Here is a 26,550-nt window from a genome sequence, read left to right as displayed (position 1 = left end):
TTCACGTGTCAGATTCTTGGGTCAATTCGGCCGAGCGGACGGGCAGCGACCTGCATCTGGACCTGTCGGGTCCGGGCAGCCGCCGGTCGGTGCTCATGGGTGCCTTGCGGGACGCGATCCGGTCCGGGCGGCTGGCACCGGGCACCCGGCTGCCGCCATACCGCTCGCTGGCCGCGGACCTGGGTCTCGCCCGCAACACCGTCGCCGCCGCCTACGCCGAGCTCATCGCGGAGGGCTGGCTGACCGCCCGACAGGGCTCCGGCACCCGCGTTGCGCAGCGCGCCGAACCGCGCAAACCAACCCGTGCGCCGAAAGAAGCGCGAAGCGTCGCCGCGCCGGTCCACAACCTGCGGCAGGGCCAGCCGGACGCTGCATCGTTCCCGCGCACCGCCTGGCTGGCCTCGGCCCGGCGAGCCATCAACGCCGCGCCGAACGAGGCCTTCGGTCCCGGCGACCCGCAAGGCCGGCTCGAGCTGCGGCGAGCGCTAGCCGACTACCTCTCGCGGGTCCGCGGCGTGCGGGCGCGACCGGACCAGATCGTGATCTGCTCCGGCTTCGCGCACGCGCTGCGCCTGCTGTTCCCCGGTGTCCTGCGCGGACCGCTCGCCGTGGAGTCCTACGGCCTCGCCTTCCACCGCGAACTGCTGCACCAAGCGTCGATCAAGACCATCCCGCTCGAGCTAGACGAGCACGGGCCCCGCGTCGACGAACTGCCGTCCCGCAAAGGAGTGCGCGCGGTGCTGCTGACGCCCGCGCACCAGTTCCCGACCGGCGGCCCGCTGCACCCGGCCAGGCGCGCCGCCGTCGTCGACTGGGCCAGGGCCCGTGACGGGCTGGTCCTGGAGGACGACTACGACGGCGAGTTCCGCTACGACCGAGAACCGGTGGGCGCGGTGCAAGGCCTGGACCCGGACCGCGTGCTGTACATCGGCTCGGTCAGCAAGAGCCTGTCGCCGGCGGTTCGGCTCGGCTGGATGGTTCTGCCCGAGCACCTGGTCGACGACGTGCTGGCGGTCAAGGGCGAGCGGGAGGCCTGGGCCAGCGTCCTTGACCAGCTCACCCTCGCCGACTTCGTCGACTCCGGGCACTACGACCGCCACGTCCGCCGCATGCGCCAGCGCTACCGCCGCCGCCGCGACCAGCTCGTCGCGAGGCTCCTCGAACGTGCTCCGCACGTCACCGCGACCGGCGTCGCCGCAGGCTTGCACGCCGTGCTCCGCCTGCCCCCGGGCTCCGAGCGCTCCGCTGTCGCGGCCGCGGCCCGGCGGGGCCTCGCCCTGGACGGGCTCGCCGGCTTCCGCCACCCGGACGCCACGATGCCCGCGATGGACGGGCTGGTCGTCGGCTACGCCACGCCGCCCGAACACGCGTACGCATCGGCGCTGGACGCGCTGGTGGATGCGTTGAGCGCGGGGGAGGTCACTGGCCTTCGATGACGTCGGGATCCAGCCCGAGGTAGGTCGCGACCTGCTCGACGAGCACGTCGTGCAGCAGGTCCGCCATGTCCGTGCCGTCGCGGGCCCGCGCTTCCAGCGGCCGCCGGTACAGCACGATGCGCGCCCGGGTCGGCAGGCCGCGCCGGTCCACGCCCGCCGGGACGAGCCGGGCCAGCGGCACGTTGGCGTCCACCACCACGTCGTCGTCCCAGACCAGCTTCTCCGGGGTGGTGCTGGTGATCTCGGGTACCTCGTCGACGGCCACGTCGAGCTGGGTCAGCTCGGCGTGCCAGCGCTGTTCGATAGGTTCGAGCGCCTCCAGCACCAGCGCGTCGAACCGCTGCGAACGGCTGCGCGATACCGGAACCGAGGACGGGTACAGCGGTCCGCGCAGGCCACGGCCCCGCCGGTCCCGGCGGAAGCGGCTTCGACGCCGAGATCCACGTGCGGTCACCACGGGCCGAGGGTACGCCTTCGGCGGTCAAGGTCGGGACAAGCGTCGGGAGGATTCGCGTTCCGCCACCCGCCACGCCCGGGACCGCGCGCGACGTCGCTCGCCGCCGGGCTCCGAAGACGGGACAACCCGTGCAAATCGACCACCGCGCCGCCGGCTGTTCGCGCAGAGCTGACTGCTGGAAACCGGTGCTCGCGCGGGCTGTCGCGAGCGGTTTCCGCGTGCCTGCGCCGCGCGCCGGAGCGAGGGCGCTATCGTGCGTGTCGTGCGGAGCGTGAGGCGTTGCTCGCGGACCGGGTGTACCAACCCGGCCGTCGCCACGCTCACTTATGCCTACGCGGACTCCACCGCGGTCGTCGGCCCGCTCGCCACCTACGCCGAACCGCACAGCTACGACCTGTGCGAAGCGCACGCGCTGCGGCTCACCGTGCCGAAGGGCTGGGAGGTCGTGCGGCACGAAGGCGAATTCGCGCCACCGGAACCTTCCGACGACGACCTGACCGCGTTAGCGGAGGCCGTGCGGGAAGCAGGTCGACCGGACCGGCCGGTCGAGGCCCAGGGCCTCACCCCGGGCGGCAGCCGACGCGGACATCTGCGCGCCCTGCCCGATCCGATCGACGAGTGAATAGATCGTGACGAACAGCTCGCGTGTGTCGAGCTGGCGCCACCGCGCCCTCGATCGCCGGTAGGCTTCGAGCCACGTCGTCGGACGCGGAACGGGGAGGGTGCAGCGTGCGGGACCTGTCGGGGATCGTCAAGGCCTACGACATCCGCGGGGTGGTCGGTGACGGCCTGGACGCCGACGTGGTGCGGGAGATCGGCGCCGCTTTCACACGGCTCGTGGGTGGCCCGGCGGTGGTCATCGGACACGACATGCGGGAATCCTCGCCGGGACTGGCCGCGGCGTTCGCCGAAGGCGTCACCGGCCAGGGCGTCGATGTGATCAACATCGGGCTGGCCAGCACCGACATGCTGTACTTCGCCTCGGGGCGGCTCGACCTGCCCGGCGCGATGTTCACCGCCAGCCACAACCCGGCCCGCTACAACGGCATCAAGCTGTGCCGCGCCGGGGCCGCTCCGGTCGGCCAGGACAGCGGCCTGTCCGAGATCCAGGAGCTGGTCGCGCACGGCGTGCCGGAGTTCCTGGGCGCCAAGGGCGCCACCACCCAGCGCGACCTCGTCGACGAATACGCCGCCTTCCTGCGCGAACTGGTCGACATCAGCGGCATCCGCCCGCTGAAGGTCGTGGTCGACGCCGGGAACGGGATGGGCGGGCACACGGTGCCGACCGTCTTCGACGGCCTGCCGATCGAGCTGGTGCCGATGTACTTCGAGCTGGACGGCACCTTCCCCAACCACGAGGCCAACCCGCTCGACCCGGCGAACCTGGTCGACCTGCAGGCCAAGGTCCGCGAGGTCGGAGCCGACGCCGGGCTGGCCTTCGACGGCGACGCCGACCGCTGCTTCGTGGTCGACGAGCGCGCCGAGCCGGTCCCGCCGAGCGCGATCACCGCGCTGGTCGCGGTGCGCGAGCTGGCCAAGGAGCCCGGCGGGACGATCATCCACAACCTGATCACCTCCAAGGCCGTGCCCGAGATCGTCGCCGGGCACGGCGGCAAGCCGGTGCGCACCCGCGTCGGGCATTCGTTCATCAAGCAGACGATGGCCGAGACCGGGGCGATCTTCGGCGGCGAGCACTCCGCGCACTACTACTTCCGCGACTTCTGGCGCGCCGACTCCGGCATGCTCGCCGCGCTGCACGTGCTCGCCGCGCTCGGCGGCCAGGACCAGCCGCTGTCGGAGCTGATGACCGACTACTCGCGGTACGCCGCCTCCGGCGAGATCAACTCCACGGTCGACGACCAGCAGGCCCGGATGCGCGCCGTGGCCGAGGCCTTCGGTGACCGCAATGGCGCTCGTGTGGACGAGCTCGACGGGCTTACCGTGGAGCTGGCGGACGGCTCCTGGTTCAACCTTCGCCCGTCCAACACCGAACCGCTGCTCCGGCTCAACGTCGAGGCAAGGGACACTGACGCGATGGCCGCGCTGCGCGATGAGGTGCTGGCAGTCGTCAGAGGATGACGACCCGGCGTCGCCGCGATGGCAGGAGTGCGTGCCCGCGAGGTCGGCGCGGGTGATTTTGGGAGGAAAAGTGGCCGTTGACCTGCAACCACAGCTGTTGGAGATCCTGGCATGCCCGTGCCCAGAGCACGCGCCGTTGCGGCCGGGGCTCGGCGATGACGCGCAGGCCGACTACCTGACCTGCACCTCCTGCGGCCGTGGTTTCCCGGTCCGGGACGGAATTCCGGTGCTCTTGCTGGACGAGGCGGTCGGGGGGCCGGCCCCCGGCGCGGCCGGGGAGGGGTGACGTTCGTGCTGGACGACAGTCTCTTCGACGACCCGGCCAGGCTGGTCGATGTGGATTCCGGCGGCCTGCTGCGGCTCGCCGCGCTCTCCGGGGCGCAGGTCCGAGCCGCGGTGGAGAGCGCGGGCGAAGCGGACCTGGCCGAGCTCGCCGACGGGCGCCCGCGCGCCGTGGTGCTGCTGGCGCGCCCCGGCGTCGGCCCGGGCGTCTGCAGCCTGCTGGCGGCCCTGGCCGGGCCGCGGTGCCCGGTCCCGCTGGTGATCGCCGAATCGGTCCCGGCGTGGGTCGGTGCGCTGGACGTCGTCTTCGCACACACCGACGACGTCGGCGACGCGGCGCTGGCAGAGTCGGTCTCGGTGGCCTGCCGCCGCGGCGCGTCGGTCGTGCTCGCCGCCCCGGCCGACGGCCCGGTCGCGGCCGCCGGTGCGGGCCGCGCCAAGTTGCTCCCGCCGCGCATCCCGGTGCCACCGGCGCTGTCGTTCGCGCACGTCTTCGCGGCCGGGCTCAGCATGCTCGGCGCCCTCGGCCTGCTCCACTTCGACGCCGAGAGCCTGGCCGGCGTGCTGGACCGGGAAGCCGAACGTGCGCACCCGAGCCACGAATCCCTGGTCAACCCCGCGAAGTCGCTGGCCCTGCGGCTGGCCGACCGCGCCCCGCTGCTATGGGGCCTCGACCCGGTGTCAACGGCAGTGGCGGCGCACGGCGCGTTCGCGCTCGGCTGCCACGCAGGTGTGGCCTGCGGCGTCGCCGACTACCCGCAGGCGGCCACCGAGCGGGCGTTGCACCGCGCCGCCGCCGCGGTCGGCTCCGAGGCGGACCTGTTCGCCGACCCCGAGGACAACCCGGGCGCGCTGCTGCGCGTGTTCCTGGTCAGCGCGCGGTACGACGCGCGGGGGGAGGCATTCGAACGAGCCGCGACGCGGGACCTGCCCAGCGCGGACCTGGTCACGCCCGGCGAATCTGTGGGCGACGACGCCGTGCTGCGGTCCGCGGCGCTGGCCGCCCGGTTCGACCTGGCCGCCGTGTACCTGGGGCTGGCCGCCGGAACCTTGAACGGGCCCGGCTGGCCGGCGATGGCGGTTCACTGAGGGAAAGTTCAGGGGATGCCCCGATGCCGCCCGCCGGTCCGGCGCGGTGTGCTGTGCTGGGCGTCGGGCACGAGCAGACGCTAGGACGAGGAAGCGAGAATCGACTGTGGAGCTACTGCGGAACGCGGTGCGCCCCTATGCGTGGGGCTCGCGTACCGCTATTGCTGATCTGCTCGGTCGGCCCGTCCCCACGCCGCACCCCGAAGCCGAGCTGTGGATGGGCGCCCACCCGGGTGACCCGTCGCGGGTGGTCCGGTCCGGCGGGGAAGAGGTGTCGCTGCTGTCCCTGCTGGACAGCGACCCGGCGCACCACCTCGGCCCGGCGTGCGTGGACCGCTGGGGCGGCCGGTTGCCGTTCCTGCTCAAGGTGCTCGCGGCCGACGAGCCGCTGAGCCTGCAGGCGCATCCGTCCGCGGCGCAGGCGGCCGAGGGCTTCCAGCAGGAGGAGCGAGCGGGCATCGCCCGCAACGCCCCCAACCGCAACTACCCGGACCCCACCGCGAAGCCCGAGCTGATCTGCGCGCTGACCGAGTTCCACGCGCTGGCCGGGTTCCGCGACGCGCAGCGGACCGTGCGCCTGCTCGACGAGCTCGCCGTCCCGAGCCTGCGCGCCCACCGCGAACTGCTGGCCGCGCAACCCGATGCCGACGGTCTGCGCGCCCTGTTCACCACCTGGATCACGCTCCCCGAGCACTACCTGCGCGAGGTGCTGCCAGACCTGCTGGAAGCCTGCGTGGCCCACGTGCGGGAGCACGGCGAGTTCGGGCTGGAGTGCCGGACGGTGCTCGAACTCGGCGAGGCGTACCCGAACGACGCCGGAGTGCTGGCCAGCCTGCTGCTGAACCGGATCGTGCTCCAGCCCGGCGAAGCGATCTTCCTGCCCGCCGGGAACCTGCACGCCTACCTGCACGGCACCGGCATCGAGATCCTGGCCAACTCCGACAACATCCTGCGCTGCGGCCTGACGCCCAAGCACGTCGACGTGCCCGAGCTGCTGCGGGTCCTCGACTTCGCCTGCGGCGACATGCGGGTGCTCAAGGGCGAGTCGCTGGACGCCAACCTGACCGCCTACCGGACGCCGGCCGACGAGTTCGAGCTGTCCAGGCTGGACTGGACGCCGGCCGAGGGCGGCGCGGTCCGGCTGGACTCGCCCGGGCCGCAGATTCTCCTGTGCACCAGGGGACGCGTCCGGTTGACCAGCGGCAACGGGTCGCTGCCGCGCGAGCTGGTGCTGGAGCGCGGCCACTCGGTGTGGCTGGCGGCATCCGACCCGGCGGTGGAGGTGCACCCGGTCGAGCTCGACGCCGACGGCAGCGCGCAGGTCTTCCGCGCCGCCGCGGGCGTGTTCTGAGGTCGCCGGTTCTGCGGACCTGATCCCCCGGCGCGGGGCCAGCGGGTAGATTTCTCCCGTCATCGGGCCGGGCACCGGCCTCCCCGCACACCGAATCGGGAGATACATCGTGTCAGCAGGAGGCGGAACCAAGGCCATCCTGGCCGCGCTGGCCGCGAACGCGGGCATCGCCGTGGCCAAGTTCGGCGGGTTCCTGTTCACCGGTTCCTCGTCGATGCTGGCGGAAGCGGTGCACTCGGTCGCCGACACCTCGAACCAGGGCCTGCTGCTGCTCGGGCAGAAGACCTCGCAGCGCAAGCCCACCCCGGAACACCCCTTCGGGTACGGCCGGGACCGCTACTTCTACTCGTTCGTCGTCGCGCTGCTGCTGTTCAGCCTGGGCTCGGTGTTCGCGCTCTACGAGGGCATCCACAAGATCCAGCACCCCGAGCCGCTGCACTCGGCGTGGGTGGCGGTGGTCATCCTGCTGATCGCGATCGGTCTGGAGACCTTCAGCTTCATCACCGCGATCCGGGAATCGAAGGTGATCAAGGGCGAGCTGACCTGGTGGCAGTTCATCCGGCAGGCCAAGACCCCGGAGCTGCCGGTGGTGCTGCTGGAGGACTTCGGCGCGCTGATCGGCCTGGTGCTCGCGCTCGGTGGCGTCGGCCTCACCGCGCTGACCGGCGACCCGGTCTGGGACGGCATCGGCACCGCGTGCATCGGCGTGCTGCTGGGGGCGATCGCGATCGTGCTGATCGTCGAGACCAAGAGCCTTCTCATCGGCGAGGGCGCGACCCGCGACGTGCTCGACGAGATCGTGGGCCAGCTGGAGTCCGAGCGGGTGGAGAAGGTGATCCACATCCGGACCCAGTACCTCGGCCCGGACGAGCTGCTGATCGCCGCCAAGATCGGCCTCGCCCCGTCGCTGTCGGTGGCCGAGGTGGCGGCCGAGATCGACGGCGCCGAGGCGCGGGTCCGGGCGAAGGTGCCCGCGGCCCGGCTGATCTACCTCGAACCGGACCTGGAGCGGGGCCGCGCCGCGACCGCGTGACCGCCGCGGCGGCGCGCCAGGTCCTGCCCCGGGCCGAGATCCCCGACATCATGTGCCTGTGTGACGTCGGGGGGTTCCCGATCGATCACCGTACGTAGGTGAAAAGGGCAGACATTCCGCTTCCGGGGGTAAGGCCAGGGCGTGTTTGCATTACAAGGAGTTAACGAAACGGGTGGCGGGCTCAAGTCAGCTAGTTCCGATCGAGATACTGCCGCGTTAGGGTGCGGACCCACCATTTGGGCTCAATGAGGGAGGCGACAGTGCCAGGCACTGGGCTGTGGCGAACCAAATCGGTCGAACAATCCATCTTGGATACCGACGAACCGGACACCAAGCTGCGAAAGAACCTCGGAACCTGGGACCTGATCGTCTTCGGGGTTTCCGTGGTCATCGGTGCGGGCATCTTCACGCTCGCCGCGCGAACCGCCGGTGATGTCACCGGCCCCTCGGTGTCGCTGGCGTTCGTGCTCGCCGCGATCGCCTGCGGGCTGGCGGCGCTGTGCTACGCCGAGTTCGCCTCCACCGTTCCGGTCGCAGGCAGCGCGTACACCTACTCGTACGCGACGTTCGGCGAGTTCATCGCCTGGATCATCGGCTGGGACCTGATCCTGGAGTTCGCCGTCGCGGCGGCCGCGGTGGCCAAGGGCTGGTCGATCTACCTGGAGCAGGTGCTCAAGCTGATCGGCCTGGAGGTGCCCACGGTCCTGCCGCTGGGCCCGCTGCAGTTCGACTGGGGCGCCGTGCTGCTCACGGTGGTGCTGTGCACCCTGCTGGCCCTCGGCACGAAGCTGTCGGCCCGCGTCAGCCTGGTGATCACGCTGATCAAGGTGGCCGTGGTGCTGCTGGTCATCGTGGTCGGCCTGGCCTACGTGAACGCGGCCAACTACAGCCCGTTCATCCCGCCGGCGCAGACCGCCGCCGAGGAAGGCCCGAAGCTGGAGCAGTCGCTCCTGTCGCTGATCCTCGGCGGTGAGACCAGCACGTACGGCGTCTTCGGCCTGCTGGCCGCGGCATCGCTGGTGTTCTTCGCCTTCATCGGCTTCGACATCGTGGCCACCACGGCGGAGGAGACCAAGAACCCGCAGAAGATGGCGCCCCGCGGCATCCTCGGCAGCCTCGCGATCGTCACCGTGCTCTACGTCGCGGTCGCGCTGGTCGTCACCGGCATGGTGCCCTACACCGACCTCGCGACCGCCGAGGACGGCAGCCGTTCCACGCTGGCCACGGCCTTCGCCCAGCACGGCGTGAACTGGGCGGCGGCGATCATCTCGGTCGGCGCCCTGGCCGGTCTGACCACGGTCGTCATGGTGCTGCTGCTGGGGCAGACCCGCGTGCTGTTCGCGATGTCCCGCGACGGCCTGGTGCCGCGCGGCCTGGCCAAGACCGACCCGAAGCACGGCACCCCGGTCCGGGCCACCATCCTGGTCGGCGCGGTCGTGGTCGTCGCGTCCGGTTTCTTCCCGGCGGACAAGCTGGAAGAGATGGTCAACGTCGGCACGCTGTTCGCCTTCGTGCTCGTCTCGCTCGGCGTGATCGTGCTCCGCAGGACCCGGCCCGATCTGCCGCGCGGCTTCCGGGCCCCGCTGGTGCCGCTGGTGCCGATCCTGGCGATCCTGGCCTGCTTCTGGCTGATGCTGAACCTGACCGCCCTGACCTGGGTCCGGTTCGCGGTCTGGATGGTCGCCGGTGTGGTGATCTACTTCCTGTACGGCCGCAAGCACTCGCGGCTGGCCCAGCGCCAGGCCGGTGAGGTGGCCGCAGGGGGTGCGGTGCCCCAGGACGGGGGCTCCAGGGACTAGCCGGGTGACTGGCTGACCGATCGAAGCGGCGCCGCCCTGCGAGGGCGGCGCCGCTTTTTCGCCTGCGATTCGAACAAATGTTCACCTGGCTGAGTGATGATCTCCGGCGTCCGGCTCCGGATCATGGAGGCATGACACGGAGAACAGCTCAAATCAGGAACGGTCATCACTCCGCACGCCGCCGCAGCAGGGCTCGCGGAGGCAGGAATGCGAGGGTCGAGGGCGGGCCCTTGCCTATGGCGTTCGTGCCCGCAGGCCTCGTCGGCGAGGCGCGATCTTCCGGAGCGCCTCCGCCGCTACGGAGGTCGGCGCTCGGTGCACGCGTGGAGCGAGCCATGTCGCTTTGGTACGCCGCCGGGCTGCCCGGCGGGTGGTCACGTGCCGTTGCTCAGCGCTCGGAAGCGCGCAGCGCCATGCCGCGCTCCCACGGGGCGCTGCGCCCGCGGGGCTCGGTGATCTCCGGAAGCACCGAAGGCTCCGGCCGGGGCTTCGCGTCCTGCTGTCGTGGCACCGCCGCCGTGGTCCGCTCCGGCTCGTCGTGCTGGGCGGTTTCGGGCTCGTCGGCGTCGGTCTTCGGGCGGGTCAGCCCCTCGATGGTCTCGGTGAGGGATCCGCCGTCGCCGCCTTGCGCCGTCAGGTGAGGCGTCTTCGGCGCGCTCGCCGTGGCCGGGACCTGAGCCGGGGTCGGGGTCTGCGGCTGCAACGGGAGCGCGGCGCCGCGAACCGGGGACTCCAAGCTCGCGGCCATCGCGACGGCGCGGTCCCACTCCGGGTCGCCGCTGTAGTCGGTGTGCCCGAGCACGCCGGGCACCCAGCGCCGGCACGAGAACGGGCCGCGCTGCGGGTCGGGGAGCCAGTGGTCGCCGCCGAGCACCAGGGCGCCGGTGGGGCCGCGGGTGGCGGCGGGCAGCGGCCCCTCGGTGCCATCGGCACGCAGTCCGACCCCGATCAGCATGCCGTCGTAGACCTGCCGGTTCCAGGTGGTCACGGCGCCGCCGATCGGGTCGGTGCCGCGGCACAGCGAGCGCCAGCGGCCGCCGAGCGCGCCGGCCAGGTCGCGCAGCGAAGCGTGGGGCACCACGCCGGGGAACGCCCGCGGGTAGGCCCACTGGAGCTGGGAGCCCGCGGTGACCAGGCCGACCCGTTCGCGGTCGGCCTCCGGCAGGGATTCCAGCAGCCGGGCGGTCGCGACGGCGGCGAGCAGGCTGCCCTGGCTGTGCCCGACGAGGACGACGCGCGTGTTCGGGTCGGCGAGGTGCTCGGTGGCGCGGGCGGCGAGCTCGGGGATCACCTTCAGCGCGTAGCACGGCGGCACCACGGGGTGCCCTTCGCGAGGCCAGAACAGCGCCAGGTCGCAGAGCACGCCGAGGTAGCGGGCGGTGTCCCGCTTGGTGGCGGCCAGGTACACCATCCGAAGCAGCCCGACGGCGAGCGTCGCGAGCGCGGCGACCCCGACCCCGATCAGCCAGGTGAAGCCGGGCAGCTCGGCGACCCGGGCCACCAGGGTCAACGCGGTGCTGACGGCCAGCACCCCAGCGATCACGAGGAGGACGAGATGTGAGTAGCGGCGCTGCAGGTCCGCCCACTTCCAGGCGTTGGCCGCGGCGCGCTGGTCCGCGGGCCGCCCGGCGTGCAGCAAGGCGACCTCGTCGGGAATCGAGTCGTCGGTGCCCACGGAGCTGTCCACGCCGTCGCCATCGCGGCGTCCAGCGCGCCACCGCTTCAGCAGCATCCACGGGGTGCCGATGATCCCGGCGGCGAGCAGCAGAACAGCCGTCGTGCCCCAGAAGATCGTCACGTCGTCGTAGGCGGTGGGCAGCATGAGCACCGGGTCGCCCGGCTCCTGCGAGGCGCCCAGCGCCCGGGCCACGCTCAGGCCGAGTCCCGCGCCGAACCCGTTGCCGAGCATGCAGGCGAGCATCAGCACGGGGGCGGTCATCCAGCCGCCGATCCAGGGGCGGAGCCGGGGCGGGCAGGTCTTCCAGCCGGGCCGGGCGAGCAGTGCGGCGGGTGCGAGCAGGACGGCCACCGCGAGGCATGTGATCACCAAGGCACCGGTGATCGCGTCGATCGTGTCGCCCGAGCCGGGCAGCGGGCCGGTCAGCTGCCCGGGGAAGAGGGCGACCGTGCACAGCAGTAACGCGGCAACGGTCATCAGCGCGCGACGCGGAGTGCGGCCGAGCGTGATCCGCAGCGCCTTTTCCTTGCCGTCGGGGCGCATTCCGGCCGGGTCGTCGAGCACGACGGTTCCGACCAGGGAGAAGACGAGCAGCGCCGCGGCGATCAACCAGCGCGGATCGGCGCTGATCGAGAACGGTCCGCCGAGCGCGAGAAGCGCCACAGTGGACAGTGCCGCGATGACGTGCAGGGTGCGCAGCACCGGCGTGTCCGGGTCCGCGACGACGTTCGCGCCGGGCAGCATCGGTGCCCGCGACGAGTGCTGTGGTTTGTCGGTCTTCGGCGCGGAGACCTGCCAGGACACAGTGGACAGGCGATGCATGAGGAGGATCACGAGAGCAACGGGCAGCAGAGCGACCGAGGCGCGCAGGATGTCGATGCTCCGAATGGCGCCCGGGACGAATTCCATGCACTGCACGCCAGGTCGGAGGCATTGCGCGGCGACCAGGTCCAGGGTGACCACGGCCAGCTGCGCGACGAGCAGCATCGTCAGCAGCAGGGCCGAAATCCGGAGCAGCGCGCGCAGCACGGACGAGAGCGCGGTGCTGATCGGGTTGCCGGTCCGGGCCGGCGGCAGCATCCAGTGCGCCATGTTGGCCAGCGCGAACGGGAACAGCAGGGCCCAGGTCGCCTTGGCCAGGCCGCCGGAGGTCATGCCGCCCCAGACGTAGCCTTCGACGATGCGGGGCACCGAGCGGTCCCCGGCCGACAGCATCGGTCCGGGAACCGGTCGGCGAAGTCGGTCGGCCGGGCGCATGATGCGTCCGATGCCGTCGCCGGCGACGTCCACCGAGGCGACCGAATCGGTCAGCTCGTCGCCGGTGGTGCCGAGGATGCCGTGTACCCGCAGCTCGACGACGCGGGTGTCGGGCCCGGGTATTTGCACTGGATCCTCCCGTGCGGTTGTTGATCGTCGAAACGCCGGTGGCGATTCTCCACTGCTGATCGACATCTGGCGAGCTCTGCCCCTCCGATTGTGATCGTCCGGGGCGCCCCATGTCCCGCATTCCTCGCAGGTTTCCCGGTGCTTTTCCGGCAGTGGTGCCTCTCGTGGCCGACGGGGACCTGCGAAGCACGGCGACCGCGGCCGGCGTGGTCGGCGAGCGGCGAAGCCGGAGTGCAGCGCGGACCAGCGGCTGGGCTGCGCTGGGCCGGCGCGGAGCGGCGCTAGCGCGGCACCGGCCAGATGTTATCGCCACGAGTGATCGATCGAATACCGACGGTAGTCTCGGTGCGGGGTCGGCTGCCGAATCCGTGCCCTGACCAGCACGCATCTTCCCGAGGGGGGGCGAAGGATGAGCGTCGAGAAGCTGCAGACCCGCGGCGGTGTCGAATTCGCCGTCGCGGATCTGGCGCTGGCCGCCGACGGCCGGAACCAGATCCGGTTGGCCGAGCACGAGATGCCCGGGCTGATGGCGCTGCGCCGGGAGTACGCCGAGGTGCATCCGCTGAAGGGCGCGCGCATCTCGGGTTCCCTGCACATGACGGTGCAGACCGCCGTGCTGATCGAGACCCTGGTGTCGCTGGGTGCCGAGGTGTGCTGGGCCTCCTGCAACATCTTCTCCACCGACGACGCGGCGGCCGCCGCTGTGGTGGTCGGTCCGCACGGGACTCCGGACGAACCCGGGGGCATCCCCGTGTTCGCGTGGAAGGGCGAGACCCCGGCGGAGTACTGGTGGTGCACCGAGCGGATGCTGACCTGGCCCGGCGACCAGGGGCCGAACATGATCCTGGACGACGGCGGCGACGCGACCCTGCTGGTCCACGAGGGTGCGCGGTGCGAGGCGGCCGGGGTGGTGCCGAATCCGGCGGACGACGACCCGGACGAGCTCAAGGTGATCTTGGACGCGTTGCGCGCGTCGCTGGCCGCCGACCCCCACAAGTGGACCCGCACGGCGGCGGGCGTCCGGGGCGTCACCGAGGAGACCACGACCGGCGTCAACCGCCTCTACCGGCTCGCCGCGCGCGGCGAGCTGCTGTTCCCGGCGATCAACGTCAACGACTCGGTGACCAAGTCGAAGTTCGACAACAAGTACGGCATCCGGCACTCGCTGATCGACGGCATCAACCGGGGCACCGATGTGCTCGTGGGCGGCAAGGTCGCGGTGGTGTGCGGCTACGGCGACGTCGGCAAGGGTGCGGCGGAGTCGCTGCGCGGTCAGCGGGCCCGCGTGATCATCACCGAGATCGATCCGATCAACGCGCTGCAGGCGATGCTGGACGGGTACCAGGTGGCCCGGCTGGAGAGCGTCATCGACCAGGCCGACATCGTGATCACCACGACGGGGAACAAGGACATCGTCACCGTCGACCACATGCGGCGGATGAAGCACCAGGCGATCCTCGGCAACGTCGGCCACTTCGACGACGAGATCGACATGGCCGGCCTGCGCCGTGCCGCCGATGCGCGCCGGGTGCGGATCAAGCCGCAGGTCGACGAGTGGGTGTTCGACAACGGCAGGTCGATCATCGTGCTGTCCGAGGGGCGACTGCTGAACCTGGGCAACGCCACCGGGCATCCGAGCTTCGTGATGTCGGCGTCGTTCGCCAACCAGACGATCGCCCAGATCGAGCTGTTCACCAAGCACGAGGAGTACGACAACGAGGTCTACCGGTTGCCCAAGATCCTCGACGAGAAGGTCGCCCGCATCCACGTGGCGGCCCTCGGCGGCGAGCTGACGAAGCTCTCCAAGGAGCAGGCCGAGTACATCGACGTCGACGTGGAAGGTCCCTACAAGCCGGACCACTACCGGTACTGAAGCCCTGCGTGCCGGGCGGCAGAACCTCAGGTGTCCGGGCGGGCTGCGGATCGCCGACCCGCAGCCCGCCCGGCCCGAGGTCCTGCGGCGATGCTGGCCGGCTCGTCACTGCGCGATGTGGATCTCCGGTTCGTGGCGGACCGGGAAGTTGACCGAGTTGGCGATGAAGCACTTGCGATGCGCCTCTTCGTGCAGCTTTTCGGCGGTCGGCAGCTTGGCCGGGTCGGTGATCGTCACCTGCGGGCGGAGCACGACCTCGGTGAAGTGCCCGCCGGTGTCGGGGTCTTCCGCCATGGCGCCGCTCGCGTCGTCGCGGTAGGCGGTGACGACGATGCCGGAGGTGCTGCACAGCGCGAGGTACCACAGCATGTGGCACTCGGACAGCGATGCGACCAGGAGGTCTTCCGGGTTGTGGAGGCCGGGGTCACCGCGGAAGGCGGGATCGGCCGATGCGGTCAGCTGCGGCTTGCCATCGATGTCCACGACGTGCTCACGGCTGTAGTCGCGGTACGAGGCGGTGCCGCGGCCGGTGTTGCCGGTCCAGGTCACGGTCGCGCGGTACGAGTGGGTCTTTGGCATACCGGTTGTATACAGCAGAACGGGTTGCGGCGAAAGCGAATTCACGCGCCGGGACGATCGGACGAGGGTGTCCGGATGGGGGTGTGGCGGCTGGACTACCGTCGACGGCGTGGGTCGACTAATCGTCATCGAGGGACTGGACGGCGCGGGCAAGCGCACGCTCGCCAACGGCATCGCGGCGGAACTGACCGCCCGCGGCCACTCCGTGGCCCGCTCGGCGTTCCCGCGCTACGCCGACGACGTCCACGCCGAGCTCGTCGCGGAAGCGCTCCGCGGTCGCCACGGCGACCTCGGCGACTCCGTCCACGGCATGGCCGTCCTCTACGCGCTCGACCGCCGCGCCGCGGCGGACGCGCTGCGTGCGGACCTCCGCGCGCACGACGTCGTCCTCCTCGACCGCTACGTCGCCTCGAACGCCGCCTACGGCGCCGCCCGGCTCCACCAGGACAGCCACGGCGACTTCGTCGCCTGGGTCCGCGAGCTGGAGGTGACGCGCTTCGCGCTGCCGAAGCCGGATCTGCAGATCCTGCTGCAGGTGCCGTCGGAGGTGGCGGCCGCCCGCGCCGAGCACCGGGAGCGGACCGAAGTGGACCGCCAGCGGGACAACTTCGAGTCCGATGCCCCGCTGCAGCAGCGTTGCGGCAAGGTCTACCAGCAGCTCGCGGCGGAGGACTGGTGGTCGCCGTGGGTCGTGGTGGACGGCGTGAACCACGTGGACTTCGGCGCGCTCGTCGACCAGCACGTCCTCGCGCGGTAAGCGTTCGGCGGCACGGCGAACGCCCGCACTGTCCGAAGTGCACACTCGTCCAGGCAGCCCAAGCCGTTGCTACGCAACGTGAGTCGATCGGCACGCGGCGTCGAACCGGATCGGTGTGCGAAACCACTGGACCGGATGCTCCATTCGGCGGTATTCGCTGGGCCGATTCGGTTGTCCCGCCGCGACCTGCGGCGACGATCAGCGGGTGGATGCACGGCGGCGGGGTGACAAGTGCAACCATGTTGGCCATGAAGGCACGCGTGCTCGTGGTGGACGACGATCCGGCCCTGGCCGAAATGCTGACCATCGTGCTCCGAGGTGAGGGCTTCGAGACGGCCGTCGTCAGCGACGGCACCAAGGCGCTGCCTGCCTTGCGCGAGCTCAAGCCCGACCTGGTCCTGCTGGACCTGATGCTGCCCGGGATGAACGGCATCGACGTCTGCAAGGCCATCCGCACCGAGTCCGTCGTGCCGATCGTGATGCTGACCGCCAAGAGCGACACGGTCGACGTGGTGCTGGGCCTGGAGTCCGGCGCCGACGACTACGTGGTCAAGCCGTTCAAGCCGAAGGAGCTGGTCGCCCGGCTGCGGGCCCGGCTGCGCCGGACCGACGCCGAGCCGGCCGAGGTGCTCACCATCGGCGACGTGACCATCGACGTGCCCGGCCACGAGGTGACCCGCGACGGCCAGCCGATCGCGTTGACGCCACTGGAGTTCGACCTGCTGGTGGCGCTGGCCCGCAAGCCCCGCCAGGTGTTCACCCGCGAGGTCCTGCTGGAGCAGGTGTGGGGCTACCGGCACGCCGCCGACACCCGCCTGGTCAACGTGCACGTCCAACGCCTGCGGTCCAAGGTGGAGCGCGACCCGGAGCGTCCCGAGGTGGTGCTGACGGTCCGCGGCGTCGGTTACAAGGCCGGCCCCCCGTGATGTCCTGATCGAAATGGGCGCCCGCTCGCGAGCGGGCGCCCATTCGTCCGGTCCGGAACTTCGGATCCGGCCCGGGATCGCGATTCTCGCCTGCGCGCGGCGCGAGTTGCGGGTGTGGAACAAGAGGAAATGACTGCGCCGCCGGCACCGGACTGCGGGTGGGCGCGGTGATCCGGAACTGCGCACCGGTCGGGGCACCGGTGTGGGCGGTCGGCCGGGCCTTTGACACAGTTGCTAGCCGGGTCGTAGTGGCGGAGTGGCCCGGGGGACGGTTGCCGTGAGGGTGTGGACGCGTCGAGGCCGCTTGGTTCAGCGGCTGATCAGTCGTGTCCGCGAGGAGGTCCGCAGCCGCTGGCGCCGCTTCGAAGCGCTGTGGCGGCGGTCGATGCAGCTGCGCGTCGTGGTCAGCACCCTCGCGCTGTCGATGGCCGTGGTCTTCGCGCTGGGCATGATGCTGCAGTGGCAGATCACGTCGCAGCTGCTGTCCACGAAGGAGACCGCCGCGATATCGCAGGTCGAGGTCAGCCTGCCGATCCTGGAGCGCGAGCTGACCGCGGTCGACCCGAACGCGGACAACGTCACCGAACAGCTGCAGGCCGCGCTGAACCGGCTGACGACGACGTCCTCCGGGCAGTCCACCACCGAGACGGTGGCCGGCGCGTTCGAGCCGGTGCTGGTCGACGGTCGCGCGCCGGGCGAACGGTCGCAGCAGCCGGCCGCCGGCCCGATCGACGACGTGCCGTCCGATCTGCGCCAGTTCGTCGAACGCGGCCAGCTGGCCACCAAGATCACCACCGCGCACCGGGAGAAGGGCACCTCCGTCACGATGCTGGCGGTGGGGACGCCGGTGAGCACCGCGACCCGGCAGCTCCAGGTCTACCTGCTGTTCCCGCTGACCGCCGAGCAGAACACCCTCGAGGTCCTGCAGCAGACCCTGCTGCTCGGCGGGCTGGTGCTGCTGGTGATGGTGGGCGCCATCACGAATCTGGTGACCCGCCAGGTGGTGCGCCCGGTGCGGCAGGCCGCGCAGATCGCCGAGCAGCTGGCCGAAGGCGACCTGGACAAGCGGATGCGGGTGATCGGCGAGGACGACGTGGCCCGGCTGGCGGAGTCGTTCAACGAGATGGCCGACAGCCTCAAGCAGCAGATCACGCAGCTGGAGGAGTTCGGCCAGCTGCAGCGCCGGTTCACCTCGGACGTCTCCCACGAGCTGCGCACCCCGCTGACCACCGTGCGGATGGCCGCCGACGTGCTGCACGCCTCCCGGGAGCAGTTCCCGCCCGGCCTGTCCCGGTCGACCGAGCTGCTCGTCGACGAGCTCGACCGGTTCGAGCTGCTGCTGGCAGACCTGCTGGAGATCTCCCGGCTTGATGCCGGCGTCGCCGATCTGGCGGCCGAGCAGCTGGACCTCACCGAGATCGTGGACCGCTCCGTGGAGGCGCTGCGCCCCATCGCCGACACAAGCGGTGTGGAACTGCGGCTGATCGCCCCGTCGGGGGGCGAGCTCTCCATCGTCGCCGACGCCCGCCGGGTGGAGCGGATCATGCGGAACCTGGTGGCCAACGCCATCGACCACGCCGAGGGCGGGCCGGTCGAGATCCGCTTCGGTGGCAACGAGCAGGCCGTCGCGGTGACCGTCCGGGACTACGGCGTCGGCCTGCGCTCGGGCGAGGCCGAGCTGGTGTTCACCCGGTTCTGGCGGGCCGACCCGTCCCGGAACCGGCGCACCGGCGGCACCGGCCTCGGGCTGTCGATCAGCCTCGAGGACGCCCGGCTGCACGGCGGCGGGCTGGACGCGTGGGGCGAACCCGGCGAGGGCTCGTGCTTTCGCCTCACCCTGCCCCGTCGGCCGGGCGAGGCGTTCGACACCAGCCCACTGCCGATGCCGGGCGTCCGCCGGATCGCGGCACCGGAGGCGCTGCTAGCGGCCAGCGTCGACCCGCCGAAGGACGGCGAGGCCGGCGATCCGGACTTCCGCGACCGCGGGCCGGCTCGGTTGTCCGAACACTCCTGGGAGGACGAATGATGGGCGTGCGTCGGGTGGCGGTGCTGCTGGCGGTGCTGCTGTCGGTGTCGGCGTGCGCATCGATCCCGGAGAGTTCGGATCCGAGGGCGATCCGGGCGGTCGACGAGAGCAACGCGACCGCGCCCGTGCCCCCGCCGCCGGACGGCGCCGACCCGCTCGCACTGGTCCGCAGTTTCGTCAACGCGTCCGCCGCCCCGGAGAGCAACCACGAGTCCGCGCGACAGCACCTCACCCCGGCGGCGCGCCGGAGCTGGACCCCGGCGCCGGGCCTGCTCATCGTGGACAACGTCGACACGATCCCGGCGACGCAGCCCACGCCGCTGCCCAACGGCGTGCAGATGGTCACCGTGCAGGCCGACAAGGTGGGGCGGCTGCTGCCGGACTCGTCCTTCGTCCCCGAAGTCGGCGAGTACCAGGTCCAGGTGCGGGTGGAGCTGCAGCCGGACGGGGAGTGGCGCATCGCGACGCCGCTGCCTGAGATCGTCGCCAGCAAGGGCTCGTTCAGCACCGTCTACCAGGCGGTCCCGATCTACTTCCTGGACCACGACTCGACCGGCATCGTCCCGGATGTGCGGTACGTGGTGTCGCAACCGGCGAGCACCCTGCCCAGGCAGGTCATCGACCTGCTGACCAGCGGCCCGTCCGCGGGGCTGGAGTCGGCCATGCGCACCGCCATCCCGCCCGGCGTGCACCCGAAGACCAACCCGGCCGACCCCGGGGACGGCGCGCTGGAGGTGAACCTCAGCGATCTCGGCGCCCTCCCGCGGGAGGACCGCCAGCTGATCGCCGCGCAGGTGGTGTTCACCTTGCAGAGCGTCAACAACGCGCGGGTCCGGCTGAAGGTGGAGGGCGCGCCGCTGCTGCCGGACGGGAAGGACCTGCGGCCGACCGACCTCGGCTCCTACGAGACCAACAACACCGCCCGCCCGGATCTGCCGGGATTGGTGGTGGTCGACGAGCGGCTGCTCACCCTCGACACCGCGCAGCCGATCCAGGGCCCGGCCGGATCGGGCGAGTACGACGTGCTCCGGGCGGGCCAGTCGCTCGACGGCAGCCATCTCGCGGCGGTCACGCGCGTCGCCGGTGGCGTCGGCGTCGAGCTGCGGGTCGGCCGCTACGGCGCGCAGCTGCCCGAACTCCCGGTGCGCGGCGCCGATATGAGCAGGCCCACCTGGCGCGGGAAATCCGAGGTGTGGACCGTTGTGGACGGTCGCAACGTGGTCCGCGCGCTGGATGCCGGGAACAGCTGGGTGCCGCGCCAGGTCGACGCCGGGCAGCTGACCGGCGACGGACCGATCAGCGATCTGCGGTTGTCCCGCGACGGAACGCGGGTGGCGGCGGTGGTCGGCGGCCGCCTCGTGGTCGCCGGAGTGTCCGATCAGGACGGTCAGGTGGTGCTGCAGCGGCCGATCACGCTGCCTGCGCCGGGGGTTCGGATCACCGGAGTCGACTGGCTGAAGGACGACTCGCTGGTGGTGATCAGCGACAGTAACATCACGCCGGTCTTCGAGGTGACGGTCGACGGGTTCCAGTGGGTCCCGTTCACCGCCGCGAACCTCGGCCAGCCGTTGAAGGCGGTCACGGTCGCCAACCGCGGCCGGGTGGTCGTCAGCGACCGCAGCGGGATCTGGGAGTCCAGGGAGACCGACGACGTCTGGTCCCTGGTCCAGGGCTCGATCGGCGGCGGTTCGATCCCGTTCTTCCCGGGCTGACCGCCGATCCCGACACGCGTCGGTGAGTCGGGACGCCGACCTGCGGCACCATCGGCCGGTGCGCGTTTCCTGGTTCGGTGCGGGGCTTTCCGGCTTGGTCGACCTGATGCTGCCGCTGCGCTGCGCGGGCTGCGACGCGGCGGGTGTGGCGTGGTGCCGGGACTGCGCGCGTGAACTCGGCGGGCTCCGCCGAGTCGAGCGACCGCTGCTCGAAGCCGTCCCGCCGGTGTACGCGCTCGGCCAGTACCGGGGCGCCGCCCGGCGAGCGGTGCTCGCCTACAAGGAGTCCGGCCGTCGCCATCTCGCCGATCCGCTGGCCCGCCACATCGCGATCGGCCTGCGTGCGATCACCGCCGAGCACCGGCTCGATCCGGCCTGGTACCTGGTGCCGGCGCCGTCCCGGACGATCGCCTCCCGCCGAAGGGGCGGCGCGCACATGTCCCGCATCGCGCACCAGGCCGCGGCCGGGCTGACCGACGCGGGCCATCCCGCGGCCGTCGCGGACTGCCTGGTGACCGCGCGCGGTGCGGCGGATTCGGCTGGGCTGGATGCGGCCGAACGAGTGCGCAACCTGTCCGGCCGAGTGCTCGGCCGGACGAGTCGTTTTCCGCCGCAGGCGGCGCAAGTCGCGCTGATCGACGACGTCATCACGACCGGCGCGACGGTCGCGAGCTGCTTGGCGGTCCTCGGAACCGCAGGCATCGAGGTCGCCGCGGTGCTCGGCCTGACCGCGACGGCCGCCTGAAGCATTCGGGTGGATTGCCATTACTCGAACAGCCGCGGGAACTTCACCTGCCGTCCACTCGTTTTCCAGTTATGAGCAGGCAGGACCCGGCCCTCCGGCGGCCCGGCGCGGAGCTACGGCACGTAGCCCCCGATCGGGTGAAAAATGAGGCCGATGGGGCGCCTGGGGTAGGGCACGCCCGCGCCCGCTGCCTGCTTCGAACGGTGGCAGCAATCACTCTCGGTGGCCGCTTGACTTCGCCCGACAAGGGGGGTGTCACAAATCGGTAAACCGAGCTAACGTGCCACTCAATCCAGCCAACCCAGGCGGGAGGGAAGGAGCGAAACCCCATGTCCCTGGCGCCGGAAGTGAGCTGATCGCCTTCTAGCCGGCGCCGCCGTGCACACCTCGCCTACGGCACGCAAGGAACGGAGGTCGTGAATGGATATCGTCGTCAAGGGTCGCAACGTCGAAGTTCCCGCGCACTACCGGGAGCACGTCAATGCGAAGTTGACCCGGCTTGAGCGGTACAACAAGAAGGCAATCCGGGCGGACGTGGAACTGTTCCACGAGCGCAATCCCCGTCAGGCCAAGAATTGCCAGCGAGTCGAGATCACGCTGATGGGCAAGGGCTCGCCCGTGCGGGCCGAGGCTTGCGCAGGCGATTTCTACGCCGCACTCGACGCCGCCACGACCAAGCTGGAGAGCAGGCTCCGGCGCATGCACGACCGTAGAAAGGTGCACTACGGGCAGCACAACCCGACATCCGTGGCACAGGCGACCGCAGCGATGGCGGATCGACCCGTCGCGATGGGCCAGGCCGTGGCCGAAGGCCGGACCGCGCTACTGGAAGCGCCGCTGGAGGTCGACGAGTACGCCGCCGAGGTCCCGGGCCAGCGGATGGCCGCGGAAAACGGGTACGACGAACCAGGCCGAGTCGTCCGCGAGAAGGACCACCCGGCCGAGCCGATGACGGTTGACCAGGCCCTCTACGAGATGGAACTGGTCGGACACGACTTCTACCTCTTCTCCGATGCGGACAGCGGTAGGCCCAGCGTGGTCTACCGGAGGAAGGGATTCGACTACGGAGTGATCAGGTTGGCTGACGCGCTATAGGGCGAGTCTGCGCCAACGCCGACCCGAACGGCTGTCCCCCGCGTACCGTGGTTCGCGGGGGACAGTCGCGTGTGGGGGTCCGCCACCCGGACCTGCACCGGATGGCGGGTCCCCACTACCAGCTCTAATACGATGACCGCAAAGCGTCCGTGACGGACGCGTCACGATCAGCTAGTGAGGTCGACCGGATGGTCCTGTCCCGACTGCTCCGCGCCGGCGAGGGCAAGATGCTCAAGCGTCTGCGCAACATCGCGGCGCACATCAACGAGCTTGAAAAGGACATCGTCGCGCTGTCCGACGCCGAGCTGCGGGGCAAGACCGACGAGTTCAAACGCCGCCACGCCGACGGTGAGTCCCTCGACGAACTGCTGCCCGAAGCGTTCGCGGTGGCCCGCGAGGGCGCCAAGCGCACCCTGGGCCAGCGGCACTTCGACGTGCAGCTGATGGGTGGCGCGTCGCTGCACCTCGGCAACATCTCCGAGATGAAGACCGGTGAGGGCAAGACCCTGACCTGCGTGCTGCCCGCCTACCTCAACGCGATCACCGGCAAGGGCGTGCACGTCGTCACGACCAACGACTACCTGGCCCGCCGCGACGCCGAGTGGATGGGCCGCGTGCACCGCTTCCTGGGCCTGGAGGTCGGCGCGATCCTGGCCGACATGACGCCGGAGCAGCGGCGCAAGGCCTACGCCGCGGACATCACCTACGGCACGAATAACGAATTCGGCTTCGACTACCTGCGCGACAACATGGCCTGGAGCCTCGCCGACTGCGTGCAGCGCGGGCACTACTTCGCCGTCGTCGACGAAGTCGACTCCATCCTGATCGACGAAGCCCGGACGCCGCTGATCATCTCCGGCCCCGCCGACCAGTCCTCCCGCTGGTACCAGGAGTTCGCCAGGCTCGCGCCGATGCTCAAGCGCGACCAGCACTACGAGGTGGACGAGCGCAAGCGCACCGTCGGCGTCACCGAAGACGGCGTCACCCTCATCGAGGACCAGCTCGGCATCGAAAACCTCTACGAGGCGGCCAACACCCCGCTGGTGGGCTACCTCAACAACGCGCTGAAGGCCAAGGAGCTCTACAAGCGCGACAAGGACTACATCGTCCGCGACGGCGAGGTGCTGATCGTCGACGAGTTCACCGGCCGCATCCTGGCCGGACGCCGCTACAACGAGGGCATGCACCAGGCGATCGAGGCCAAGGAAGGCGTCGAGATCAAGGCCGAGAACCAGACGCTGGCCACGATCACGCTGCAGAACTACTTCCGCCTCTACGACAAGCTGGCCGGCATGACCGGTACCGCCGAGACCGAGGCGGCCGAGTTCCACACCACCTACAAGCTCGGTGTGGTGCCGATCCCGACGAACAAGCCGATGGCCCGCGCCGACCAGCCCGACCTGGTGTACAAGACCGAGCCGGCGAAGTTCGAGGCGGTCGCCGAGGACATCGAAGAGCGGTACCAGAGCGGCCAGCCGGTCCTGGTCGGCACGACCAGCGTGGAGCGCTCCGAGTACCTGTCGAAGCTGCTCACCAAAAAGGGCATCCCGCACAACGTGCTGAACGCGAAGAACCACGCGCGGGAGGCCGCGATCATCGCCGAGGCGGGTCGCAAGGGCGCGGTCACGGTCGCCACCAACATGGCCGGTCGCGGTACCGACATCGTGCTTGGCGGCAACATCGACCACCTCGCGGACGCCGAACTGCGCAGCCGCGGCCTGGACCCGGTGGAGAACCGCGAGCAGTACGAGGCCGAGTGGCCCGCGGTCGTCGAGAAGATCACGGCGCAGGCCAAGGCAGAAGGCGAGGAGATCCGCGAGGTCGGCGGACTCTACGTGCTGGGCACCGAGCGCCACGAGTCCCGCCGCATCGACAACCAGCTGCGCGGCCGCTCCGGCCGCCAGGGCGACCCCGGCGAGTCCCGGTTCTACCTGTCGCTGGGCGACGAGCTGATGCGGCGCTTCAACGCCGCGATGGTCGAGACCGTGATGACCCGGCTCAAGGTGCCCGACGACGTGCCGATCGAGCACAAGATGGTCAGCCGCGCCATCCGCAGCGCGCAGACCCAGGTCGAGCAGCAGAACATGGAGATCCGCAAGAACGTCCTCAAGTACGACGAGGTCATGAACCAGCAGCGGACCGTCATCTACGACGAGCGGCGCCGCGTGCTGGACGGAGAGGACCTGCACGAGCAGGTCATGCACATGCTCACCGATGTGGTGACGGCCTACGTCGACGCGGAGACGGCCGAGGGCTACGCCGAGGACTGGGACTTCGAGAAGCTCTGGACCGCGCTGAAGACCCTCTACCCGATGTCGATCAGCTGGGAAGCCCTAGTCGACGACGAGGAGGACCTGTCCAAGGAGCGCCTGCTGGAGCTCATCCTGGAGGACGCGCGCGCCGCGTACGCCAAGCGCGAGGCCGATGTCGACGGCAAGGTCGGCCAGGGGGCGATGCGCGAGCTGGAGCGCCGCGTGGTGCTCAGCGTCCTGGACCGCAAGTGGCGCGAGCACCTCTACGAGATGGACTACCTCAAGGAGGGCATCGGGCTGCGGGCGATGGCGCAGCGCGACCCGCTGATCGAGTACCGCCGCGAGGGCTTCGACATGTTCGGGGCGATGCTGGAGGCGCTCAAGGAGGAGTCCGTCGGGTTCCTGTTCAACGTCCAGGTCGAGGCGGCCGAGCCGCAGCCCGAGCCGGAAGCGCCGGCCATGCCGGTGTCGGTGAGCCAGGTCGGCAGCGGCACACCGGACGTGCCCCAGACCCCGCAGCCGACGGCACAACCCGCGCCGCAACCGCGGCCCAGGCGCGCCCGGCCGGCATCCGCCGGCCCCGCGTTGAGCCAGCTGCCCACCGCGGCAGACGGCGAGCAGGTCCCGTCCGCGTTGCGCGGCAAGGGACTCGACTCGCCGACGCAGCGGGGCCTGAGCTACTCCGGACCGAACGAGACCGGTGACGTGGAGACCAGCAGCGACGGCGACCAGGGGCCGGAGTCGCGCAGCGGCACCCGCCGCGAGCGCCGGGCCGCCGCTCGAGCTGACGCGAAGAAGAACAAGAAGCGCTGATCAGACGAGGGACAGCAGCGTGCACACCCAGTGCGCGTCGTCCTGTTCCAAGCGCAGCACCAGGGCCCGGACCCGGTAGCGCGTCCCGATGATCATGCAGGCCTCCACCGCGCAGTCGGTGACCAGGCAGGCGTGGACGGATCGCAGCCGGTAGTCCGGGCTTTGTGCTGCGTGCAGCCGGGTGGTGAGCAGCAGCCCGGCCACTTGCGGCTCGAGGTGCTCGCGCACCTCGTGCAAGGCCCGGCGCCCGGCGAGCACGTCGAACACCTGCTCGCCGATGAACCCCGCGACGGCGGAGGCGCTGCTGCCCGCCACCCCCTCGGCCGGCGTCGTTTCGATCGACAGCACTGCGGTCATGGCGTCTCCAGGCGGTCGGCGGACTGGGCTCCCGCTTAACTGAGGAACTTGCGGTCCGGATCCGGTCACCTTCAGCCCGGAACGCCCCGATCGTGTGAGCTACCGTGCGGCTCGTGGATCTGAAGGGACTGCTGCTGGACTACGCCGGGGTGCTCGACGATCCGGGCGACGAGCCGTCCGGCGTTCCGCTGCTGGACGTCGCGCGGCGCATCCGCCGGGCCGGGATCGGAACCGCCCTGGTGTCCAACGCCAACGGGGGCGCCGATCCGGGCCTGGCCGAGCTGTTCGACACCGTCGTGCTGTCCGGGGCGGTCGGCGTCGCCAAGCCGAGCCTCGAGATCTACCGGTTGACCGCGCGCCGGCTGGGGCTGGAACCGCGGCAGTGCGTCTTCGTCGACGACCTCCGCCGGAACGTGGCCGGCGCGGTCGAGGCGGGCATGGTCGGAGTCCACCACCGCGACGTCGATTCGACGGTCACCGAGCTGGCCGCCCTCTTCGGCCTCTAAATCGGCCATTGACCTGGTGTTTTGATGTTTAAGGGGGGGTGGTTGCAGGGGGTGTTTCGGGGGTGTGTAAATTTATCCAAGTCAGCGCGACACGGGCCGGGAAAACCGGGCCGAGCCTGACACGGGTCGCGAACCAAGCTCCTGCCTTCGGGTGGTAGAGTGGGCGAACCGAAAAGGTAGTGAAGAGGAAATGCTCCCCGGAGCTTCCTGGTCTTGTGTGGCTAGGGGTGATGGTGTGGGTGTGTTCTTTGAGAACTCAACAGCGGACTGTTTTGGTTAGTGTTCTTTTATGCCCCCGACCATTTCGGTGGTTGGTGGT

At 70.7% G+C, this 26,550-nt stretch carries 21 protein-coding genes; 17 read left to right on the top strand and 4 right to left on the bottom strand.

Annotated features, from left to right (window positions below; genetic code table 11):
- Window positions 1–5 precede the first annotated feature (5 nt).
- Complete coding sequence (locus AB0H93_RS39520) at window positions 6–1,436, top strand: PLP-dependent aminotransferase family protein (protein ID WP_358580912.1); 1,431 nt, start codon at window positions 6–8, stop codon at window positions 1,434–1,436.
- Here AB0H93_RS39520 and AB0H93_RS39515 read toward each other — a convergent pair.
- Window positions 1,420–1,893: a metallopeptidase family protein gene (locus tag AB0H93_RS39515; protein WP_177226553.1), complete on the bottom strand. Its 474-nt coding sequence runs from the start codon at window positions 1,891–1,893 to the stop codon at window positions 1,420–1,422. The genes AB0H93_RS39520 and AB0H93_RS39515 overlap by 17 nt on opposite strands.
- Before the next feature lie 262 nt (window positions 1,894–2,155).
- On the opposite strand from AB0H93_RS39515, the gene AB0H93_RS39510 reads away from it, so the two are divergent.
- The 7 genes from AB0H93_RS39510 to AB0H93_RS39480 all read left to right on the top strand — a co-directional run bounded on the left by AB0H93_RS39510 (window position 2,156) and on the right by AB0H93_RS39480 (window position 9,526).
- Window positions 2,156–2,515, top strand: a complete 360-nt coding sequence (locus tag AB0H93_RS39510) for a DUF3499 domain-containing protein (protein ID WP_083822372.1) — start codon at window positions 2,156–2,158, stop codon at window positions 2,513–2,515.
- Window positions 2,516–2,622: 107 nt separating this feature from the next.
- On the top strand, window positions 2,623–3,972 hold the full coding sequence (locus AB0H93_RS39505; protein WP_358580908.1) for a phosphomannomutase/phosphoglucomutase: 1,350 nt from the start codon (window positions 2,623–2,625) through the stop codon (window positions 3,970–3,972).
- A gap of 70 nt (window positions 3,973–4,042) precedes the next feature.
- Complete coding sequence (locus AB0H93_RS39500) at window positions 4,043–4,258, top strand: Trm112 family protein (RefSeq protein WP_093267122.1); 216 nt, start codon at window positions 4,043–4,045, stop codon at window positions 4,256–4,258.
- Window positions 4,259–4,263: 5 nt separating this feature from the next.
- Window positions 4,264–5,343: a hypothetical protein gene (locus tag AB0H93_RS39495; protein WP_358580905.1), complete on the top strand. Its 1,080-nt coding sequence runs from the start codon at window positions 4,264–4,266 to the stop codon at window positions 5,341–5,343.
- A gap of 106 nt (window positions 5,344–5,449) precedes the next feature.
- Window positions 5,450–6,694 (top strand): mannose-6-phosphate isomerase, class I, encoded by a 1,245-nt coding sequence (gene manA / locus AB0H93_RS39490; protein ID WP_358580902.1) that lies wholly within the window; start codon window positions 5,450–5,452, stop codon window positions 6,692–6,694.
- A gap of 109 nt (window positions 6,695–6,803) precedes the next feature.
- Window positions 6,804–7,727, top strand: a complete 924-nt coding sequence (locus AB0H93_RS39485) for a cation diffusion facilitator family transporter (protein ID WP_358580900.1) — start codon at window positions 6,804–6,806, stop codon at window positions 7,725–7,727.
- Between the two features lie 260 nt (window positions 7,728–7,987).
- On the top strand, window positions 7,988–9,526 hold the full coding sequence (locus tag AB0H93_RS39480; protein WP_358580897.1) for an amino acid permease: 1,539 nt from the start codon (window positions 7,988–7,990) through the stop codon (window positions 9,524–9,526).
- A gap of 388 nt (window positions 9,527–9,914) precedes the next feature.
- On the opposite strand, the gene AB0H93_RS39475 is transcribed toward AB0H93_RS39480, so the two are convergent.
- On the bottom strand, window positions 9,915–12,590 hold the full coding sequence (locus AB0H93_RS39475; protein ID WP_358580894.1) for a hypothetical protein: 2,676 nt from the start codon (window positions 12,588–12,590) through the stop codon (window positions 9,915–9,917).
- A 409-nt stretch (window positions 12,591–12,999) separates the two neighbouring features.
- On the opposite strand from AB0H93_RS39475, the gene ahcY reads away from it, so the two are divergent.
- A complete protein-coding gene (gene ahcY / locus AB0H93_RS39470) occupies window positions 13,000–14,463 on the top strand; it encodes an adenosylhomocysteinase (protein ID WP_358580892.1) in 1,464 nt (487 codons plus the stop codon).
- 105 nt (window positions 14,464–14,568) lie between these two features.
- On the opposite strand, the gene AB0H93_RS39465 is transcribed toward ahcY, so the two are convergent.
- Window positions 14,569–15,042, bottom strand: coding sequence for an OsmC family protein (locus AB0H93_RS39465; RefSeq protein WP_358580889.1), 474 nt, complete (start codon window positions 15,040–15,042; stop codon window positions 14,569–14,571).
- 109 nt (window positions 15,043–15,151) lie between these two features.
- Here AB0H93_RS39465 and AB0H93_RS39460 point away from each other — a divergent pair, with 109 nt between their 5' ends.
- The 7 genes from AB0H93_RS39460 (at window position 15,152) to secA (ending at window position 25,368) form a co-directional block, all read left to right on the top strand.
- Window positions 15,152–15,799: a dTMP kinase gene (locus tag AB0H93_RS39460; protein WP_358580886.1), complete on the top strand. Its 648-nt coding sequence runs from the start codon at window positions 15,152–15,154 to the stop codon at window positions 15,797–15,799.
- 248 nt (window positions 15,800–16,047) lie between these two features.
- Complete coding sequence (gene mtrA / locus AB0H93_RS39455; protein WP_093160527.1) at window positions 16,048–16,725, top strand: MtrAB system response regulator MtrA; 678 nt, start codon at window positions 16,048–16,050, stop codon at window positions 16,723–16,725.
- A gap of 304 nt (window positions 16,726–17,029) precedes the next feature.
- Complete coding sequence (mtrB, locus tag AB0H93_RS39450; RefSeq protein ID WP_358580882.1) at window positions 17,030–18,751, top strand: MtrAB system histidine kinase MtrB; 1,722 nt, start codon at window positions 17,030–17,032, stop codon at window positions 18,749–18,751.
- Complete coding sequence (locus AB0H93_RS39445) at window positions 18,748–20,463, top strand: LpqB family beta-propeller domain-containing protein (protein WP_358580880.1); 1,716 nt, start codon at window positions 18,748–18,750, stop codon at window positions 20,461–20,463. The genes mtrB and AB0H93_RS39445 overlap by 4 nt, the downstream gene beginning before the upstream one ends.
- Before the next feature lie 58 nt (window positions 20,464–20,521).
- Window positions 20,522–21,208 (top strand): ComF family protein, encoded by a 687-nt coding sequence (locus AB0H93_RS39440; protein WP_358580877.1) that lies wholly within the window; start codon window positions 20,522–20,524, stop codon window positions 21,206–21,208.
- 420 nt (window positions 21,209–21,628) lie between these two features.
- On the top strand, window positions 21,629–22,303 hold the full coding sequence (gene raiA / locus AB0H93_RS39435; protein ID WP_358580875.1) for a ribosome-associated translation inhibitor RaiA: 675 nt from the start codon (window positions 21,629–21,631) through the stop codon (window positions 22,301–22,303).
- 188 nt (window positions 22,304–22,491) lie between these two features.
- Window positions 22,492–25,368 carry a preprotein translocase subunit SecA gene (gene secA / locus AB0H93_RS39430; RefSeq protein ID WP_358580873.1) on the top strand — a complete coding sequence of 959 codons (2,877 nt, stop codon included), beginning with the start codon at window positions 22,492–22,494 and terminating at the stop codon, window positions 25,366–25,368.
- On the opposite strand, the gene AB0H93_RS39425 is transcribed toward secA, so the two are convergent.
- A complete protein-coding gene (locus AB0H93_RS39425) occupies window positions 25,369–25,725 on the bottom strand; it encodes an Rv3235 family protein (RefSeq protein ID WP_358580871.1) in 357 nt (118 codons plus the stop codon).
- A 113-nt stretch (window positions 25,726–25,838) separates the two neighbouring features.
- Here AB0H93_RS39425 and AB0H93_RS39420 point away from each other — a divergent pair, with 113 nt between their 5' ends.
- Window positions 25,839–26,231: an HAD-IA family hydrolase gene (locus AB0H93_RS39420; protein ID WP_358580868.1), complete on the top strand. Its 393-nt coding sequence runs from the start codon at window positions 25,839–25,841 to the stop codon at window positions 26,229–26,231.
- The last annotated feature ends 319 nt before the right edge of the window (window positions 26,232–26,550 follow it).

Source organism: Saccharopolyspora sp. NPDC050642 (genome assembly GCF_040654735.1).
GTDB classification, from domain to species: domain Bacteria; phylum Actinomycetota; class Actinomycetes; order Mycobacteriales; family Pseudonocardiaceae; genus Saccharopolyspora; species Saccharopolyspora elongata.
This window is presented reverse-complemented; position numbering and strand designations above follow the sequence as displayed.